Origin of the sequence: Shewanella sp. SP1S2-4, assembly GCF_031932075.1 — a bacterium.
GTDB classification, from domain to species: domain Bacteria; phylum Pseudomonadota; class Gammaproteobacteria; order Enterobacterales; family Shewanellaceae; genus Shewanella; species Shewanella baltica.
Genome location: NZ_JAUOET010000002.1, coordinates 234,877 through 252,073 on the forward strand (window position 1 = coordinate 234,877; position 17,197 = coordinate 252,073).

At 45.6% G+C, this 17,197-nt stretch carries 12 protein-coding genes, 2 pseudogenes and 1 riboswitch; of the genes and pseudogenes, 8 read left to right on the top strand and 6 right to left on the bottom strand.

Features of this window, described 5'->3' with window-relative positions; translation table 11 throughout:
* Positions 1-550: 550 nt before the first annotated feature.
* Positions 551-898 (bottom strand): annotated as a pseudogene (locus Q4Q52_RS03230) (transposase); the annotation flags it as partial.
* Between Q4Q52_RS03230 and Q4Q52_RS03235 the strand changes: the two are divergent.
* Positions 898-1,335, top strand: a pseudogene (locus Q4Q52_RS03235) (IS110 family transposase); the annotation flags it as partial. The pseudogenes Q4Q52_RS03230 and Q4Q52_RS03235 overlap by 1 nt on opposite strands.
* Positions 1,336-2,020: 685 nt before the next feature.
* Here Q4Q52_RS03235 and Q4Q52_RS03240 read toward each other — a convergent pair.
* Positions 2,021-3,013 (bottom strand): class 1 fructose-bisphosphatase, encoded by a 993-nt coding sequence (locus Q4Q52_RS03240; RefSeq protein ID WP_311989824.1) that lies wholly within the window; start codon positions 3,011-3,013, stop codon positions 2,021-2,023.
* Positions 3,014-3,277: 264 nt separating this feature from the next.
* Between Q4Q52_RS03240 and Q4Q52_RS03245 the strand changes: the two genes are divergently transcribed.
* Positions 3,278-5,593, top strand: a complete 2,316-nt coding sequence (locus Q4Q52_RS03245; RefSeq protein WP_311989825.1) for a S9 family peptidase — start codon at positions 3,278-3,280, stop codon at positions 5,591-5,593.
* An 88-nt stretch (positions 5,594-5,681) separates the two neighbouring features.
* Here the strand turns inward: Q4Q52_RS03245 and arcA are convergent, their stop codons facing one another.
* Positions 5,682-6,398 carry a two-component system response regulator ArcA gene (gene arcA, locus Q4Q52_RS03250; RefSeq protein ID WP_006080127.1) on the bottom strand — a complete coding sequence of 239 codons (717 nt, stop codon included), beginning with the start codon at positions 6,396-6,398 and terminating at the stop codon, positions 5,682-5,684.
* A gap of 588 nt (positions 6,399-6,986) precedes the next feature.
* On the opposite strand from arcA, the gene Q4Q52_RS03255 reads away from it, so the two are divergent.
* From Q4Q52_RS03255 to Q4Q52_RS03265, 3 genes are all read left to right on the top strand, one after another.
* Positions 6,987-7,421 carry a DUF3293 domain-containing protein gene (locus Q4Q52_RS03255; RefSeq protein WP_173247481.1) on the top strand — a complete coding sequence of 145 codons (435 nt, stop codon included), beginning with the start codon at positions 6,987-6,989 and terminating at the stop codon, positions 7,419-7,421.
* 100 nt (positions 7,422-7,521) lie between these two features.
* Positions 7,522-7,696, top strand: a riboswitch (Lysine riboswitch).
* 150 nt (positions 7,697-7,846) lie between these two features.
* The gene (gene lysC / locus Q4Q52_RS03260) at positions 7,847-9,202 is read left to right on the top strand and encodes a lysine-sensitive aspartokinase 3 (RefSeq protein ID WP_311989826.1); all 1,356 of its coding nucleotides are present in this window, start codon (positions 7,847-7,849) and stop codon (positions 9,200-9,202) included.
* Position 9,203: 1 nt separating this feature from the next.
* Complete coding sequence (locus Q4Q52_RS03265) at positions 9,204-10,325, top strand: M14 family metallopeptidase (protein ID WP_311989827.1); 1,122 nt, start codon at positions 9,204-9,206, stop codon at positions 10,323-10,325.
* A 103-nt stretch (positions 10,326-10,428) separates the two neighbouring features.
* Here Q4Q52_RS03265 and Q4Q52_RS03270 read toward each other — a convergent pair whose 3' ends face one another.
* Positions 10,429-11,394 carry a zinc transporter ZntB gene (locus Q4Q52_RS03270; protein ID WP_311989828.1) on the bottom strand — a complete coding sequence of 322 codons (966 nt, stop codon included), beginning with the start codon at positions 11,392-11,394 and terminating at the stop codon, positions 10,429-10,431.
* Positions 11,395-11,591: 197 nt separating this feature from the next.
* On the opposite strand from Q4Q52_RS03270, the gene Q4Q52_RS03275 reads away from it, so the two are divergent.
* The gene (locus Q4Q52_RS03275) at positions 11,592-11,966 is read left to right on the top strand and encodes a YacL family protein (protein WP_311989829.1); all 375 of its coding nucleotides are present in this window, start codon (positions 11,592-11,594) and stop codon (positions 11,964-11,966) included.
* 90 nt (positions 11,967-12,056) lie between these two features.
* Here Q4Q52_RS03275 and Q4Q52_RS03280 read toward each other — a convergent pair whose 3' ends face one another.
* Both Q4Q52_RS03280 and narQ read right to left on the bottom strand, forming a co-directional pair.
* Positions 12,057-12,686 (bottom strand): response regulator, encoded by a 630-nt coding sequence (locus tag Q4Q52_RS03280; protein ID WP_006084162.1) that lies wholly within the window; start codon positions 12,684-12,686, stop codon positions 12,057-12,059.
* Positions 12,679-14,511, bottom strand: a complete 1,833-nt coding sequence (gene narQ / locus Q4Q52_RS03285; RefSeq protein WP_311989830.1) for a nitrate/nitrite two-component system sensor histidine kinase NarQ — start codon at positions 14,509-14,511, stop codon at positions 12,679-12,681. Before narQ ends, Q4Q52_RS03280 begins: the two co-directional genes overlap by 8 nt.
* Positions 14,512-14,736: 225 nt before the next feature.
* On the opposite strand from narQ, the gene nrfA reads away from it, so the two are divergent.
* A complete protein-coding gene (gene nrfA, locus Q4Q52_RS03290) occupies positions 14,737-16,140 on the top strand; it encodes an ammonia-forming nitrite reductase cytochrome c552 subunit (RefSeq protein ID WP_259528987.1) in 1,404 nt (467 codons plus the stop codon).
* Between the two features lie 257 nt (positions 16,141-16,397).
* Complete coding sequence (locus Q4Q52_RS03295; protein WP_063881746.1) at positions 16,398-17,150, top strand: putative porin; 753 nt, start codon at positions 16,398-16,400, stop codon at positions 17,148-17,150.
* Positions 17,151-17,197: the final 47 nt, after the last annotated feature.

Sequence of the window (17,197 nt, forward strand, 5' to 3'; positions counted from 1 at the left end):
AAGCGCCGCACTGAATTTAATTGCCTCATTATGCATTTTAACGCATAAAAATAAATCAAAAACTTATTTCTTACAGCTTAAGATAATAGGCTTGGAAAACGCGCATGCGTGTTTTTCTTGATGGTGCATTTAAAAAATAGTAAATCACTTATATTATAGTTAGTTATGTGCATTTTTCCGATCTAATGAAGCATGCGCTATACAAAAAAGATCGGACACATATGGTCACCACGGGTTAAGCAAGGCCAATGTCCTATTTTGTTCAAACTACATTTACGTTAATCGATAATTCACCTTTTACAACGGGGTATTAGTCGTTAATGGTTCGCGGTCTTGCGACCTGATGTTAAAAAGCAAAGGGCTGGCGTCAGTTGCGTCCTAATGAGATCCAAATTGATGTCTTACCCTCCTCGGCAGCCACATGACCTCAAAGGCCACTGTCCTGATCAGGTTTTGATTAAGACAAACCGTTTAACTCATTAATACCATTACCACTGTTGTGTTTTGATGGACGTTTATCTAGTTTTATTCATGTTCTAAACTTATGGCGTTACGCTGTCATTTTACACGCCTTCCCCATATCAAACTCTTGCCCACGACTCATCACCACGAACACCATCCGAGCCATCTTATTGGCCAAGGCGCCCGTCACTTTGCAGACGTGTTGACGTTGTTTAAGTCGTTGCAACCATAGACTAAGTGAGTCGTCTTTCTTATCGCACCAGTTAACGACAGTTCTTGCTCCATGGATAAGTAACCGCCTGAGCGTTTGATTTCCTCGCTTGGTTATCTTGCCAAGCCGATTGGTAGTGCCATTGCTGTATTGCGAAGGGGTTAGCCCTAGCCATGCTGCCAATTGTCGTCCATTTTTAAAATCATTCACTTCATTAATACTGGCTTAAGGGTTGTGACGTTCAAGTGCTCACTGAAACTAAGAACAATGTGATTTGCCAGCGTTTTGAGACTATCCCAGGCATTGGTCCAGTAACCGCTACTGCCTTTTATGCGGCCGCCGGAGATGGTAAAGACTTCACTAATAGCAGACACTTTTCTGCTTGGTGTGGCTTGGTTCCCAAGCAACAAAGCAGTGGAGGTAAAGATAACCTCCTTGGAATAAGCAAGCGGGGAAATGCGTATTTACGCACCCTGTTCATCCACGGCGCCAGAGCCGTGTTGCAACACAGCCAGAATAAGCAAGATAAGTTTAGTTGCTGGGCAATACAGTTAGCAGAGCGCCGAGGTTTTAACCGAGCCTGTGTGGCCGTCGCCAATAAACTCGCGAGAATGGCATGGGTTATCGCAGCGCATGACGAAGAATATCGACTTCCAGTATAGTACTGAATATATTCAATAAATTTTAATAATTAACCAACCAGCAAGTTGCTAAGACACTTGATTTGATGATGAGACAGTCAGACTGATCTACTGAAAACCTTACGGAGGCATAGGCTCATTACGAAGCCGCAAGGATGATAAGGACAGTAGAAGCAGATATCCATCAGGGCCAGAGGCATACCTCAATAACAGGCCGAGTATATGGGTGCAATGAACTCTTCTCAAAATCGCTATCGAATGTCTTGCAAACCGGATGGGTCCATATATGGCAAGCTAGCTTTCGCAGTTACAGGGACGTTGCCTTCGGAAGCGATAGCTATTTATCCATAAGGCCAAGGCTAGTATTTAATGCATGTAACTTCGCTAGGGTGAGTGCTGCATAGCAGCGTTACGAACGAGAGCCACGGATGGCGAACTGGCAGTTAGACATGGACGTTGTTCGCCAAGGGAGATCCAAGAGGGAACTGCTGTTGATCCCCTCTTGGTCGGGTGTGGGTTGAAGACCCACGACTTTGATTCACCTCGGCCGTTAGGCCGCATAAACTCCAAATGTGAAACCAATCGCTAAAACTTTACAGATCCCTGATTTCGCAATCACAACTCAAAATGTCGCATTCAGCGACAACAAAAAAGCCACTATAATCAGTGGCTTTTATATTATAAATCAGCAGCTAAGCGATTCGGCTTACTCTATATTTGGCTCTTCACTGTAATCAATACCGTGATAGCTCAGGCAAGCGTCGACTTCATTGCTGCTGCCTAGGATGACGGCAACACGCTGGTGAATATGCGTTGGGGTAATGTCTAAAATAGTTTCATAACCCGTTGAGGCTTTACCGCCGGCTTGTTCGACTAAGAAAGCCATTGGATTAGCTTCGTACATCAAGCGCAGTTTGTACGGTTTTTTAGGATCTTTATTGTCGGTTGGGTAGGTAAAAATACCGCCACGTGATAGCACGCGGTGTACGTCGCCGACCATGGCCGCAATCCAGCGCATGTTGAATGATTTTTCGCGTGGGCCAATTTTACCGAGCAGTAAATCGGCAATATAGGTCTGCATTGGCGCTTCCCAAAAACGTTGGTTCGACATGTTAATGGCAAACTCTTGGGTATCTGGGCTAATGCTCATGGCGGCGTTAGTCAGTAAAAATTCATTGGTTTCTGGGTGCAAAGTAAAGAGTTGCACGCCTTGACCTGTGGTTAATGCCAGCATGGTCGATGGACCATAAAGTACATAACCTGCGGCTAATTGCGCACGGCCAGATTGTAAAAAGCTGGTTTCAGTCAACTCGCCAGCAGGGGCGGGCAGGATAGAGAAAATCGTGCCGACTAACGAGTTGATATCAATATTAGATGAGCCATCTAGTGGATCGAAACACACCAGATATTGGCCATTTTGGCTGACTTCAACTACATGATCTTCTTCTTCCGACGTCAAACCGCGCACTGTACCGTCAGCTTTTAATGCATCTTTGAGCATGTCGTTGGTGATGATATCCAGTTTTTTCTGGGTTTCACCTTGGACGTTTTCTTGCTCAGTCGCGCCTAACACGCCTGCTAGCGCACCGTGGCGAACGGCATGGCTAATGGCTTTTGAGGTGTCTGCTAAGGTTAAAATCAGGTGGGAGAGGGAGTCGTTCACTGCCTGTGAGGTCAGGTGCTGGGTCAGAGTCTGCATGTTATGTCCTTTAGAGGTTCAACAATGAGGTCAATTTCGTTATTTGCCGCGAATGATAACTCAGTTAGTCGACAATTTCAGCGATGTTGCTGATGCTTTTAGCGAATATTAGGGCTTTTAGGGATTATTTGGACTGAGCCTACGAGATGATCCTAATTTGTATCGGCATATTGCATGCGCTTTCTATTTGTAGCGCGCCTCTGGCACAATGGCTGCAGTTTTTTAATCGCCAGCCTAAGGCGAGTACACTTCCAAGGAATAATAATGATTAAAAATAGGTTAACTTGGTTCCCTGCGCGCTCGCTTAAGGTGCGCGCCGTTCCCTTACTGATAGCGAGCCAAATGGCCATGATTTCGACAGCTATGATTTCAGCAATGACCCCTGCTTTGGCAATGGAAGGTGGCAAACAGCCACTGACGATTGAGCGAATGAATGCCTCGCCTGCCTTAGCGGGTACCAGTCCCCGTGGCTTAAAATTGTCACCCGATGGGCAGCGCGTCACCTATCTTGCTGGCCGTAAGGACAATCAAAGTTTTTATGATCTCTGGCAGATGGATGTCAAAAGCGGTGAGTCGAGCCTGCTATTAAACGCCGACAAACTCGCGACCAATGAATTATCCGATGAAGAAAAAGCCCGCCGCGAGCGCCAACGTATTTATGGCGAAGGGATTATGGAGTACTTCTGGGCCGATGATAGCCAAGCGCTATTAATTCCGGCTTCTGGCAATCTGTATTACTTTTCTCTTACCGATAGTAGAGTGACTCAATTGCCGATTGGTGAAGGGTTCGCCACAGATGCACGCCTATCGCCTAAGGGCAATTTTGTGTCTTTCGTGCGGGATCAAAATTTGTATGTGTTAGATCTGGCGACGAAAAAACTCCAAGCTATGACGACCGATGGCGGCGGGGTGATTAAAAATGCCATGGCCGAGTTTGTCGCTCAAGAAGAAATGGATCGCATGACTGGCTATTGGTGGGCGCCCGATGAGTCGGCTATCGCCTTCACTCGTATCGACGAGTCCGCGGTCGAGCAAGTGACGCGCAATGAGATCTATGCCGATGGCATTAAACTCATCGAGCAGCGTTACCCAGCAGCAGGTAAAAACAACGTCGACATCGCATTAGGTGTGGTCACGCTAAAAGATAAGGCCATCAATTGGGTGAGCCTGCGCGAAGAGAATAGCAAAGACAAGAGCAAAGACATTTACCTGCCGCGTGTCGATTGGTTGCCCGATAGCAAACACTTGTCGTTCCAGTGGCAGAGCCGCGATCAACATCAGCTCGATTTGCAGTTAGTGGCGTTAGATGCACTGACTAAGCCAAAAACCTTAGTGAAAGAACGCAGTGATGCTTGGGTAAACCTCAATAACGATCTGCATTTCTTAAAACAGCAGTCTGCCTTTATTTGGTCGTCTGAGCGTGACGGCTTTAATCATCTGTATCTTTTTGACTTAAAAGGCAAACTCAAAACGCAATTGACTAAGGGCGAGTGGGCTGTCGATGAGTTGGAATACATAGATGAAACCGCAGGCTGGGTGTATTTCACCGGCCGTAAAGACACGTCAATTGAAAAACAGCTTTATCGCGTGCCTTTAGCGGGCGGCAAGGTTGAGCGCGTGAGCAAGCAAGCGGGGATGCACAATCCTGTTTTCGCCGATAATCAGAGCGTATATCTGGATTATTTCAACAGCTTATCTCAGCCACCGCAAATCAGTTTACACGGTGACGAGGGCCAGCAACTGGCTTGGGTCGAGCAAAATGCGGTTAAGCAAGGTCATCCTTTATATGATTATGCAGGGCTGTGGCAAATCCCTGAATTTGGTGAACTGAAAGCCGAAGATGGCCAAGTGTTACAAACCCGTTTATTCAAACCTGTTCCCTTCGATGCGAGCAAGAAATACCCTGTCGTAGTGCGGGTTTACGGTGGGCCGCACGCACAGTTAGTGACCAACAGTTGGAGCGAGCAGGACTACTTTACCCAGTATCTGGTGCAACAAGGCTATGTGGTGTTCCAGTTGGATAACCGCGGCAGCGCCCACAGGGGCACAAAGTTTGAGCAAGTGATTTACCGTCACTTGGGTGAAGCTGAAGTCAAGGATCAAAAAGTGGGAGTGGACTATTTACGGAGTCTGCCATTTGTCGATGCCGATAATGTGGCGATTTACGGTCACAGCTACGGCGGTTACATGGCCTTGATGAGTCTATTTAAGGCGCCGGATTACTTTAAAGCCGCGATTTCGGGTGCACCTGTAACCGACTGGCGCTTATATGACACCCATTATACTGAGCGTTACTTAGCCCATCCTGAGGGGAATGAAAAAGGTTATGAAGCCAGCAGTGTGTTCCCTTATGTGAAAAACTATCAATCGGGTCTGTTGATGTATCACGGTATGGCCGATGATAACGTCTTGTTTGAAAACAGCACTCGGGTTTATAAGGCGCTGCAGGATGAGGGCAAACTGTTCCAGATGATCGATTATCCTGGATCTAAACATTCGATGCGTGGCGAGAAAGTGCGTAATCACTTATATCGCTCACTAGCCGATTTCCTCGATAGGCAGTTGAAAAACGCCAAATAGCAGGCATAAAAAAACCAGATCCTAGGATCTGGTTTTTTTGAATCGATTCTTATCAAACCAATTAATGCGGATGTTGCTTAGCGGGCGATTAGCCTTCTAAGTTACCGCAAAAACGATAGCCTTCACCGTGAATAGTCGCGATGATTTCTGGCGTATCTGGCAAGCTTTCGAAATGCTTACGGATACGACGGATAGTCACGTCTACAGTACGATCGTGTGGCTTAAGTTCGCGGCCAGTCATTTTCATCAGTAGATCGGCACGAGTCAAAATTTTGCCTGGGTTTTCAACAAAGTGCAGCATAGCGCGGAATTCGCTACGTGGCAGTTTGTAAGATTCACCCTGTGGGCTCACTAATGAACGGCTGTTGATCTCTAAGCTCCAATCGTTGAAGCGATAGTATTCTACTGAGCTCTTTTCTTCGACTTCGGCACCAGCGCTGTTGACGCGAGTCAGAAGGTTACGAGCACGAATCGTCAATTCACGTGGGTTGAACGGCTTGGTAATATAATCGTCCGCGCCAATTTCAAGTCCAAGGATTTTGTCGACTTCGTTGTCACGACCTGTCAGGAAGATCAGACCTATGTTGTTGATTTCACGTAGTTCACGTGCCAACAACAGGCCATTCTTGCCTGGCAAGTTAATGTCCATAACGACCAAGTTAATTTTGTTTTCCTGCATAGCCTTATGCATTTCTGCGCCATCATTGGCCTCAGTTACCACATACCCTTCTGCCTCGAAAATACTTCTCAGCGTGTTACGGGTAACGGCTTCATCTTCAACGATCAGAATGTGCGGATTTTGCATATTATTTACCTAAATTTTAATCAGTTTATACTAACCAATAAGAGCAACTTACTTCGGGCTCTTATATTCATAAAAGCGTTGATACTTCCTTGAACTGCTTTGTGCTCAAAAGGAAAATCTTTAAGGTGACATCTATATCTGGATGTAGATTAAGTGCACGTTTAAGTGTAATACGAGAAAACGTAATCAGTACCAACTTCGATAAGCAATAGTTAGAATAAGTTCCTTAACTATTGTTTTTTTTAAATGTTTAAAAGACAAATCAAATGTAGAACACATTTTAAACAGATGCCCGGTCAGTTCACGTTACTTAAAGCGATATATGTAACAAACTGTATTGAACGATAAGCATCTTGCTCAATCTGTTTCAACTCACCAGTACGTACATTGTACTCGTTTTAGTCATTTGTTAACAAATGAAATGTTAACAAATTTTAGGCGAGTTGGGCTTTTTACCATGATATTTACTTTAGCTATTGATTAGTATAACTAATGTATTTCTTATTCCTGTGAGCCAGTTCACGCCTCTTTGGATTTTACAATCACTCTGCTACACTAGCTTGGGTTCATTTTTCGACTAGACTACCAATGGACAATACGACTCAAAATTTGTGGCAATGTTACCAAGCGCCGTTGTTTTTGCTGACTCAAGCATTATCCTGTGATTTTTCCTTTGCTGTTATTACCGCTCATAATCCCGCTTCAAAGCTTCTCTCTCCTAGCCAAAACCGTTTACTCGATCGCCAACTTCTTCGTGAAATTGAATTACTCGGTAGCCCTTATCGTGCTTTAGTGGGCGCTGCACCGGATTTATCCCACATGGAAAAAAGCTGGGCCGTGTTTATCGATAGAACGATGGCATTGCAATTGGGTAAGAAATTTAATCAATACGCGATTTATGTTGTCGAACAAGGGGATGTGAGCTTAGTGCCTTGCACCTTGGATGGACATGATGAAGTGTGTTTAGGCAAATTTAGAGATTATGTGCAGCTGGTATACGAGCTACCCGATTTGAACATTTAGTTGTTTTCAAAAGATTTTATTTAAATTGTTCATTTGTTATGAAATTAGCATTGACTTCATTAGGGGTTTATTGCTACTTTTTTCGTCCCTTTCCTAGGAAAGGAACAGAAGAGGAGCGTTAACTAGGTAGTCGGTCAGAGGAGCACAAACTCCAGCGATGACTGATGAGGGAGATTAACGCCGAGGCATAGATATGGTTGCTGCATGTTTATGTCGGTCGCTCAGGCTGAATCCTGACGATTGTCACCTGTAATTGGTGGAGAGCTTCTGGTGACGATTGCTGTTTCCCTTCTTTTGGGGTGCGTTATCATTGAGCACCAGGCTCTTCGAACGAAGTCAGTTCGGAGTGTGATCATGTTAGTTAATCAATATCTTATTCAATCTGCATTTATTTGTTGCCCTACGTGTTTCACGGAGGTGCGCTAATGTCCCTCGTTGTCGCAAAATTTGGTGGCACCTCAGTTGCCGACTATAACGCTATGAATCGCTGTGCAGACATAGTGTTAGCTAATCCTCATTGTCGTTTAGTCGTGGTCAGCGCTTCGAGCGGCGTGACTAATCTGTTAGTGGAATTGACCCAAGAATCGATCAACGACGATGGCCGATTACAGCGATTAAAACAAATTGCCCAAATTCAATATGCGATTTTAGATAAGCTCGGTCGTCCTAACGATGTGGCCGCCGCATTAGATAAATTATTGAGTCGCATGTCGGTATTGAGTGAAGCGCTCGCATCACAACGCAGCAAAGCGACTATGGATGAGTTGTTGTCCCTCGGTGAGCAATGTTCTTCGGCGTTGTTTTCGGCGGTGATCCGCGAGAAAGGTGTCAACTCCAGTGCCTTCGATGTGCGCCGAGTGTTACGTACTGACAGCCATTTTGGCCGCGCCGAACCTCAGGTCGAGCAGATTGCGACTCTAGCGCGTGATTATCTACAGCCACTGCTAGCGGAACAAGTGATTGTGACACAAGGCTTTATCGGTGCCGATGACGCCGGTCAAACGACAACGTTAGGTCGCGGCGGTAGTGATTATTCTGCTGCGTTGTTAGCCGAAGCGTTACGCGCCTCAGCGGTAGAGATTTGGACCGATGTCGCTGGGATTTATACAACGGATCCTCGTTTGGCGCCCAATGCCTTTCCGATTGCCGAGATCAGTTTCAATGAGGCTGCCGAGATGGCGACCTTTGGTGCCAAGGTATTGCATCCAGCGACTATTCTTCCTGCCGTTCGTCAGCAAATTCAAGTGTTTGTGGGTTCAAGTAAAGAGCCTGAAAAAGGCGGGACTTGGATCCGTCATCAAGTGGAAGATGCGCCCGTATTCCGCGCCGTGGCTTTGCGCCGCGATCAAACCCTGTTAAATCTTCACAGCTTGCAAATGTTGCATGCGCAGGGCTTTTTAGCGGAAACCTTTGCGACATTAGCACGACATAAGATCAGTGTGGATTTAATTACCACCTCAGAAGTAAACGTGTCGCTAACCCTAGATAAAACCGGTTCAGACTCTAGCGGCCAAGGTCTGTTGAGTGAGGCATTGTTGCAAGAATTATCACAGCATTGTCGGGTGCGTGTCGAAGATGGCTTGGCCTTAGTGGCGATTATCGGTAACCGCATTGCGACCACGCCGGGTATTTGTCGCCGTGTGTTTGAAGTGCTTGAGCCACACAATGTGCGGATGATTTGCCAAGGCGCCAGCCCACATAATCTGTGTGTGTTAGTAGCAGAATCGGAAGCGGCGCAAGTAGTTAAATCGCTGCATCAAAATCTGTTCGAAGGCGCTTAATATGTTGCCGACTACATCGTCTCTGCAAATCGGGGAGCTTGCCGCAGGGCAAGCACTCACCTTGCCTATCTACCATTTTAAGCCGAGCGACGAGAAGGCGACTGGCCCCAAAGTGTATATTCAGGCCAATGTCCACGGTGCTGAAGTGCAAGGTAATGCGGTGATTTATCAGTTGATGAAGCAGCTTGAACTCTGTGACGTCCGCGGTGAAATCACCTTAGTGCCATTGGCGAATCCCCTTGGGATCAACCAAAAAAGTGGTGAGTTTACCCTCGGCCGATTTGACCCTATTACGGGGGCGAACTGGAATCGTGAGTATTTGAATCATGCTATCGATTTGCCAACTTGGTATAGCGAACATGCCAAGCTCAGTGATAGCGAGCTGATCCAAGCTTATCGCAGTACTTTGGTTGAAGCCTGTCAGCAAAAGTTGCGTCACGAATGGGGCATTACTACTGGCCATAGGCTTGCGGTTAATCTGCAGATTATGGCCCATGGCGCGGATATTGTGCTCGATCTACATACGGGTCCTAAATCCTGTAAGCATTTGTATTGTCCTGAATATGACTTAGCTGCCGCGCAGTTTTTGTCGATCCCTTATACGCTCGTTATCCCCAACACCTTTGGTGGTGCCATGGATGAGGCGGCGTTTTGTCCTTGGTGGCAATTAAGTAATTTTGCAAAAGCGCAGGGGCGTGATTTAGCCGTTGCTGTGTCAGCGTTAACCTTGGAGTTGGCGAGCCAAGAGCGCGTCTGTCTTGAGGATGCGTTGGTTGATGCCCAAGGGATTTTGGCGTATTTAAGTCACCGAGGCGTGATCGCTGAAACTGTTGCGCCCGCTAAAATGCAGCGCTTTGGTTGTTACCTTAAAGACTATAAAAAGTATCACGCGCCAAGTTCAGGGTTAGTGGAATACCTTGCGCCTGTGGGGGAACCATTGGCTGCGGGACAGCCCTTAGTGAATCTACTTCGAATGGATTTATACGGTACGGCGGATGAGCTAAAGACGGTCAGTTTGCCCCAGGACTGCGTGCCGATTTTGCACTTTGCTTCGGCATCTGTGCACCAAGGGACAGAGCTTTATAAAGTCATGACTCATGTGTTTGAGTTGCCGACGACATAATCGCCCGCTTAGAGCATAAGCATTAGCTCATAACATTCAGCTTATAAGAATGAACGAAAACAACGCCAATCCTAATCGATTGGCGTTGTTGTTTTTAAGGTGGCTATAACCACTTAAATCGATAAAACAGTGCCATTTGTAGGGCGACGAGTGAGATTAATATGCCGCAGAAGGTGGCGAAGGCCCAAGTGTTGTCGGCGCCTGGTATGCCGCCAATATTGACTCCGAGTAAGCCCGTTAAAAAACCCAATGGTAAGAAGATGGCTGACACTAAAGATAAGAAATATAAGCGCTTATTGAGCTGCTCCGATTGTTGGCTGAGTAATTCTTCCTGAGTCACATTCGCCCTATCGCGCAGGGCATCGAGATCTTCAATGGTGCGGATAAGCTTATCGTTTGTTTCCCTGAGTTTAAGTCGCTCCGAATCGTTAAACAGACTAACTTGCTCGGAAATCATTTTTGAAAAGGCTTCACGCTGGGGCGCTAAATAGCGGCGAATGGCGACAGTTTGGCGGCGCAGTTCGGCGATATCGGTGCGTAAATCTTTAACATTGCCTGAGACAACGAGCTCTTCTAAATCAGAGAGTTGTTCTTCTAACTTATCGATGAACTCGACTTTACGGTTAGTGAGTCGCTCGCAGACAGCGACGATAAAGTCGCCCGTAGTTGCAGGCCCATTTCCCTCAAGGATCAACTCGGCGACATCTTTGACCGACTGTAACTCGCGATCGCAGGTGGATATGATCCGCTGTTGATCGGCATAAATACGCACGGCCACCATGTCTTCTGGTGCCGAGTTGGGGTTGAGGTTGACGCCGCGTAACGCGAGTAATATGCCTTCGCCGGCGATAACGGCGCGGGGGCGAGTATCTTGGGCGAGTAGGGCATCACTCTCGACCTTCGGCAGGCCGCTATTGAGTATCCAGTGGCGCGCCTTTTTATTGCGATAGCGAAGGTGCAACCAGAGTAGACCATCCTGCGGATCCCATTTTTCGATCTGTTCTAAGCTTAAGGTGGAACCCGCTTGGGCGCCGCTTAGCACTAAACTGTAGATAAATCCTTCGTGCATATCGCATTCCATATAACTTTCAAAATCATACAAACAAGCTAACTGATTTTGCCATGAAAATGAAGTCAGTACTCGTGCTTAACGGATAAGAGGCCAACGCCAATAGAGTTAAATCGGCTGTGCTGCGTGGGGCGAGCAACTTCGCCAAGGATAGGTTAAAATTAGCATTAGTAGGCTTAGAGCAAAGAGACAATAAAATGGAATACGAATTTCGGCGTAACAGTTTAACCAGCACCTTTCTGGCCAGCTTTAGCATGGATCATGAAGTGCTGGGGCAATGGTTTACAGAAGAATTAGGGCCAGACTTAGCCAAAATTCAGCAAGTGTTAGACATGATTAAAGAAATTCAAACCGATAAACGCGGTGCATGGCGTCTCGTTGGTAATGATTTCACCTTAGAGTTAGAGCGTGAGCAGGCGCGGGTGTTTGCGAATACGTTAGGTTTCGAGCAAGAGTATGAATTAGAAGAGGCGATGTCACTCTATGATGCTGAGTCTGAGGCCTATTGTGGCTTAGAGGACTTTGAGCAGGCGCTACTGAGTTGGCAGCAGTTTGTCGAGAAAGGTCTGTAATCATCCATTTAAGTCCAGTTCGATTAAAAACATAAAGGCAATCATAGGATTGCCTTTATTGTTTGCGCGATACCTCGCTAAACTCAGGGATTACTGATTAAGGTAGCGTACCGCCATTTCGGTTCTCGACTTGGCATTAGCTTTACGCAGTAGGTTTTTCACATGCACTTTGACTGTGCCTTCACTAATGTGTAAATGCTCTGAAATCATCCGATTACTTAAGCCTTCCGCCAGTTGCTCTAGAATTTGCAGCTCCCTTGGCGTCAAGCTCGAAATCCATTCTTGCTCATCGGTCGCATCTTTTAGCTCGTAGAGGTATTCCTCCACTTCATCACTGATAACTCTGTGGCCAAGCATGGCATTTTTGAGCTTTTCGAGCAGTAAATCGGGCTCAGTATCTTTGAGCAAATAGCCGTCGGCTCCTGCGCGTAATAAGCGGATCACATCCTGTTTGGCATCGGAAACTGTGAGTATCACTATGCGCGAGGTGACGCCCTCTTGGCGCATGGCATTGAGGGTATCTAGGCCCGTCATACCTTTCATATTCAGATCGAGCAAAATGATGTCGGGTTCATCGGTGGCGACGGCGGTTAATGCGTCTAAACCGCCACCAGCTTCACCAAAAAGGCTGAAATCAGGATCTGAGGCAATGAGCTGGCAGATGCCTTTGCGTAACAGGGGATGGTCATCGACCACCAGTACGGAATAAGGTTTACCCATTTGAAGGCTCCTGTTGAGAGGGGAAAATAAGTGTTACTCGAGTGCCACTTGAACCTTTGCTTTGCTGCGCAAGGTCGAATGAATGGTTAGGCTTGAGTGCATCGTCTTGTTTATTGCTTCCTTGCTCAATCGTGGTGGTCGCTGCGTTAAATCGGCTTATTTCATTGTTGCTAAATACGACTTTACCTGAAAGTTTGCTGGCTCGCTCATGCATAATCCCTATGCCAAAGTGTTGATCTCGTTCTTTTAAGTGTCCAATACCTATGCCGTTATCACAAACATCGATATTGACCATGCCTTTATCATCTTTATAGCAATGGATATTGATGAGGCTGGCCTCGGCGTGTTTGATGGCGTTTAGAGTCGCTTCTCGCGTGATCTGCAGTATGTGAATATGCTGCTTTGCCTCTAACCATTGTGGTGCAAGTTTATAGTCTAAGGTGATCTTGATACTCGTCTTGGCTCTGAGCTGCTCGAGCATAGCCTCTAGGGCACTTTTTAGATCAGGTTCTTTAATTGTGAGTCTAAAGGTAGACAGCAATTCTCTGAGTTGCACGTAGGCTGTGCTCACGCCTTCGTTGATTTCGGTTAATTGAGCCTCAACGGTAGGGCTGCGGCAACTGCAATCTAAGTTTTTGCGTAATAAGCTAATTTGGATTTTGAGGAAGGACAGCACTTGCCCTAAAGAGTCGTGTAGCTCCCGCGCGATCACGCCGCGTTCCTCCATTAGCGCCAGTTGTTGTCTTTGCTCCGTGGCATTATGGATCACGATTGAGCGGGTCAACATAATCGCGAAATTATTAAATAGCGCGATATTCGGTGTTTGGTCGGCAATTAACTCTAAATAGCCTAAATTAGCCTGCTCAAATTGCAGTGGGAAACGAGTACTCTCTTGAGTCATATCTGGCCAGCCGCCATCGGCCTCAATCACTTCAAGCTCTTGCTCTGGATACTGGATAATGAGCCTAAGGTAGTCGAGTGACTCATAGCCTTTTAACTGATTTAGTGCCGCTTTGAGCGCTTTGTAATCGAGCTTATTTGCGTTTAATGTCAGTAGGTTATCGTATAAAAATGCCAGCTCATTGTTGGCCCGAGTGAGTGCTAAGGTTTTCTCTGCCACCTGCGACTCTAAATCGCCATAAAGCATGGCGAGTTCCTTGGCGGTTTTTTGCAGGGCATGGGTGAGCGCTGTAAGTTCGATATATTCGGTTTCGGGCATTTCGATTTCAAAATTGCCTTTAGAAATAGTATTCGCCGATTCCATAAGCTTTTGCAGTGGGATTACCACTTTCTTCTTAGTAAAACGCACCGCCACAAAGGCGATAATGAGCATGACGCTTAAGCCTAATATTTGGCTGGCGGCGAGGAGCCTGAGTTTAAAGGCGGCGTGGTGCTCCATCTCCAATACCAGTAAATCTATGGTGTCGACAAAGTCCTTAAGTGACGCCACATAGTCGCGGGAGTTTTCTTGCTCTATGTAGTATTTCATCACCAGCCATTTATCGATCACGAGCTGATATTGATCGGCAATCTTACGTGGACTAAACCAACTATCTGAAGGCTTTAAGGTATCGGAATAGAGGGTGTTTTCGAATTCGATTATTTGATCGAGCGCAGCATCACTGCCAGAGTTGGCGTAAAACATCAATCGATAGCTTTGCATCCGCAAAGAACCCGAGGCGTTAATCGCCTTAGCGTCGCCCAAGCTGTAAGACAAATTGATGATAGCAAAGGTTGATAAACTGCTAGAAAGCAGAATGAGTACTAACATTAATCCTAAGATTTTTGAGGTTAGACTGCCTCGTTTCATTAATCCGCTATTCATTTTAATGGCCGCTGTTATGGCACTTTGCAGTGGTTTTTACATTAGAAAATAATGTAATACATTAACAAAAGTATAGAAGTGTGAACAACAACACCTTTACATTTTGATCTAGCGCAAACTTCGACCTAGATACCCCCTAAGAGGTATATGTTTAGCGGGATTAACTCACTAAGTTTGACCATGGAGATGTCGTGATTTACAACAATAATGCAACACGGAGATGAGATGATGAAGAAGATGACAGGTAAGTCCTTTGCACTAAGTGCACTGGTTGCCGCCAGCTTCATGGCGGCGGGCGCAATGGCGAGTGATAAAACTGAGCCTCGCAACGAAGTTTATAAAGACAAATTTGCTAATCAATACGCTAGCTGGCATGACACAGATAAAAGCACTGAGAATACCGATGTGTTAGCCTCGGACCCGAGCTTAGTCGTGCTGTGGGCAGGTTATGGTTTTGCGAAAGATTACAACGCACCACGTGGCCACATGTATGCCATTACGGATGTGCGTAACACTCTGCGTACTGGCGCACCTACCAACGCGGAAGATGGCCCAATGCCTATGGCTTGTTGGAGTTGTAAGAGCCCAGATGTGCCGCGTTTGATTGAAGAACAAGGCGAAGATGGTTACTTCAAAGGCAAATGGGCAAAAGGCGGCCCAGAAGTGGTGAACACCATAGGCTGCGGTGACTGCCATGAAAAAGGCACGCCAAAACTGCGTATCTCTCGCCCCTTTGCTGAACGTGGTATGGAAGCATTAGGCACACCTTTTGCCAAAGCGTCTAAAAAAGACAAGCAATCAATGGTCTGTGGTCAGTGTCACGTTGAATACTATTTCGAGAAAAAAGAAGGCAGAAAAGGTTTCGTTAAATTCCCTTGGGATATGGGCACAACCGTTGAGCAAATGGAAACCTATTACGACGGTATTGAGTTCTCCGACTGGACGCATGCGCTGTCTAAAACCCCTATGTTAAAAGCGCAGCACCCTGGTTATGAAACTTGGAAACTCGGTGTTCATGGTAAGAACGATGTGAGCTGTGTTGATTGTCACATGCCAAAAGTGACTAACGACAAAGGCCGTAAGTACACAGATCATAAAGTGGGTAACCCATTTGATCGTTTTGAAGAAACCTGCGCGACGTGCCACAGCCAAAGTAAAGAGTTTTTAGTCGGCTTGACCAACGAACGTAAAGCGAAAGTAAAAGAGCTTAAAGGCCGCGCCGAAGCACAACTGGTGAAAGCGCACTTTGAAGCCGCAGCCGCTTGGAAAGCGGGTGCAACTGAAGCGGAAATGAAGCCTATTCTAACCGATATCCGTCATTCACAATGGCGTTGGGACTATGCGATTGCTTCACACGGCGCTGCTGCTCACGCTCCTGAAGAAGTTTTACGTATTTTAGGTACAGCGGTAGATAAAGCGGCTGATGCGCGGGTTAAATTAGCGCAACTGTTGGCGAAAAAAGGCATCACAGATCCTGTCGCTATCCCTGATATTTCGACTAAAGCTAAGGCACAAGCCGCTTTAGGTATGGACATGGAAAAAATGAATGCTGAGAAAGAAGCATTTAAGAAAGACATGTTACCTAAGTGGGATGAAGAAGCGAAAAAGCGCGAAGCCACTTATAAATAATACTTAAGTAGACTTCAAAGTAATAAAAAGCTCCTATATAAGGAGCTTTTTTATATCCTTTAATACAGGATAAATATTAAATTTTTATTTCAATTATATATTTTTTACATTAAGGTGTGCGCCGCTAGGAGAGCAGGTTCGTTTAAATAAAAAATTTAAATGGATATTAATGATAATGGAATAAGCAATGCTGAGATTGTTTCTTCGTTATCTTCATCTTTTACTCCTAGCTTATAATCATATAAGGGAATACTTTGATGAAAAAAATTACCGCGCTAGCAATATTATTAGGTTTCGTAAGTGTTAATGCCGCTGCTGCACAAGATAACTCATTTCAGCATGAAGCAGGCCTAAAATATAGCGCAAATTCTGAAGAGTTCAGCGATGGTCTGTGGAACGCGAATTATCGTTACTACATTAGCCCAGTTGACCAAACTAAAGGTCCTTATGCGCTTAATGGATTTTTAGCTCAAACGTCTAATGTTGGTGTTAATTACAGCAATTATGATGAATCAGATTTAGATACCATTGGTGTTGATGGCACTTATGTATTTGCTTCTAAATGGTTTATTGCTGCTAACTATCAACGTTCTGAAATCGGCAGTTTTGACTGGAACACTTACGGTGCAGAAGTCGGTTATTACTTCAACGATAGCTCTGCAGTATCTGCTTTCTATAACGATGGCAGCGATAGCATCGAAGAATCATACGGTTTAAAAGTGCGTAGCTTTATTGCACTGCAATCAACCACTGGTGTTGATTTGAGCGCAAACTGGACACATCAAGATTCTGACGACACATTCAATTTAGGTGCTGATTGGTATGTGACTAAATCATGGTCTGTTGGTCTAGGTTATACTGATGATGGTCATGATGATACTTTCGTATTAAAAACCGCTTATTGGTTACGTCTATCTGATAGCTTCTCTGCAAACTTTGAGTTAGCTAGAGAATTAGATTCCGATGCTGATGGTGTATTTATTGGTTTAGGTCTGACTGGTCGTTTCTAATTTAATAATTGTAACGATGTTTTAATATAAAGGTCACAAGTTAATGT

What these genes read in the sequence shown, in the direction of transcription:
- Q4Q52_RS03270 (WP_311989828.1), bottom strand. Translation starts at nt 11,394, where the DNA reads ATGCACGAAGGATTTATCTACAGTTTAGTGCTAAGCGGCGCCCAAGCG.
- arcA (WP_006080127.1), bottom strand. Translation starts at nt 6,398, where the DNA reads ATGCAAAATCCGCACATTCTGATCGTTGAAGATGAAGCCGTTACCCGT.
- Q4Q52_RS03280 (WP_006084162.1), bottom strand. Translation starts at nt 12,686, where the DNA reads ATGGGTAAACCTTATTCCGTACTGGTGGTCGATGACCATCCCCTGTTA.
- Q4Q52_RS03265 (WP_311989827.1), top strand. Translation starts at nt 9,204, where the DNA reads ATGTTGCCGACTACATCGTCTCTGCAAATCGGGGAGCTTGCCGCAGGG.
- Q4Q52_RS03240 (WP_311989824.1), bottom strand. Translation starts at nt 3,013, where the DNA reads ATGCAGACTCTGACCCAGCACCTGACCTCACAGGCAGTGAACGACTCC.
- Q4Q52_RS03245 (WP_311989825.1), top strand. Translation starts at nt 3,278, where the DNA reads ATGATTAAAAATAGGTTAACTTGGTTCCCTGCGCGCTCGCTTAAGGTG.
- Q4Q52_RS03255 (WP_173247481.1), top strand. Translation starts at nt 6,987, where the DNA reads ATGGACAATACGACTCAAAATTTGTGGCAATGTTACCAAGCGCCGTTG.
- narQ (WP_311989830.1), bottom strand. Translation starts at nt 14,511, where the DNA reads ATGAATAGCGGATTAATGAAACGAGGCAGTCTAACCTCAAAAATCTTA.
- nrfA (WP_259528987.1), top strand. Translation starts at nt 14,737, where the DNA reads ATGATGAAGAAGATGACAGGTAAGTCCTTTGCACTAAGTGCACTGGTT.
- lysC (WP_311989826.1), top strand. Translation starts at nt 7,847, where the DNA reads ATGTCCCTCGTTGTCGCAAAATTTGGTGGCACCTCAGTTGCCGACTAT.
- Q4Q52_RS03295 (WP_063881746.1), top strand. Translation starts at nt 16,398, where the DNA reads ATGAAAAAAATTACCGCGCTAGCAATATTATTAGGTTTCGTAAGTGTT.
- Q4Q52_RS03275 (WP_311989829.1), top strand. Translation starts at nt 11,592, where the DNA reads ATGGAATACGAATTTCGGCGTAACAGTTTAACCAGCACCTTTCTGGCC.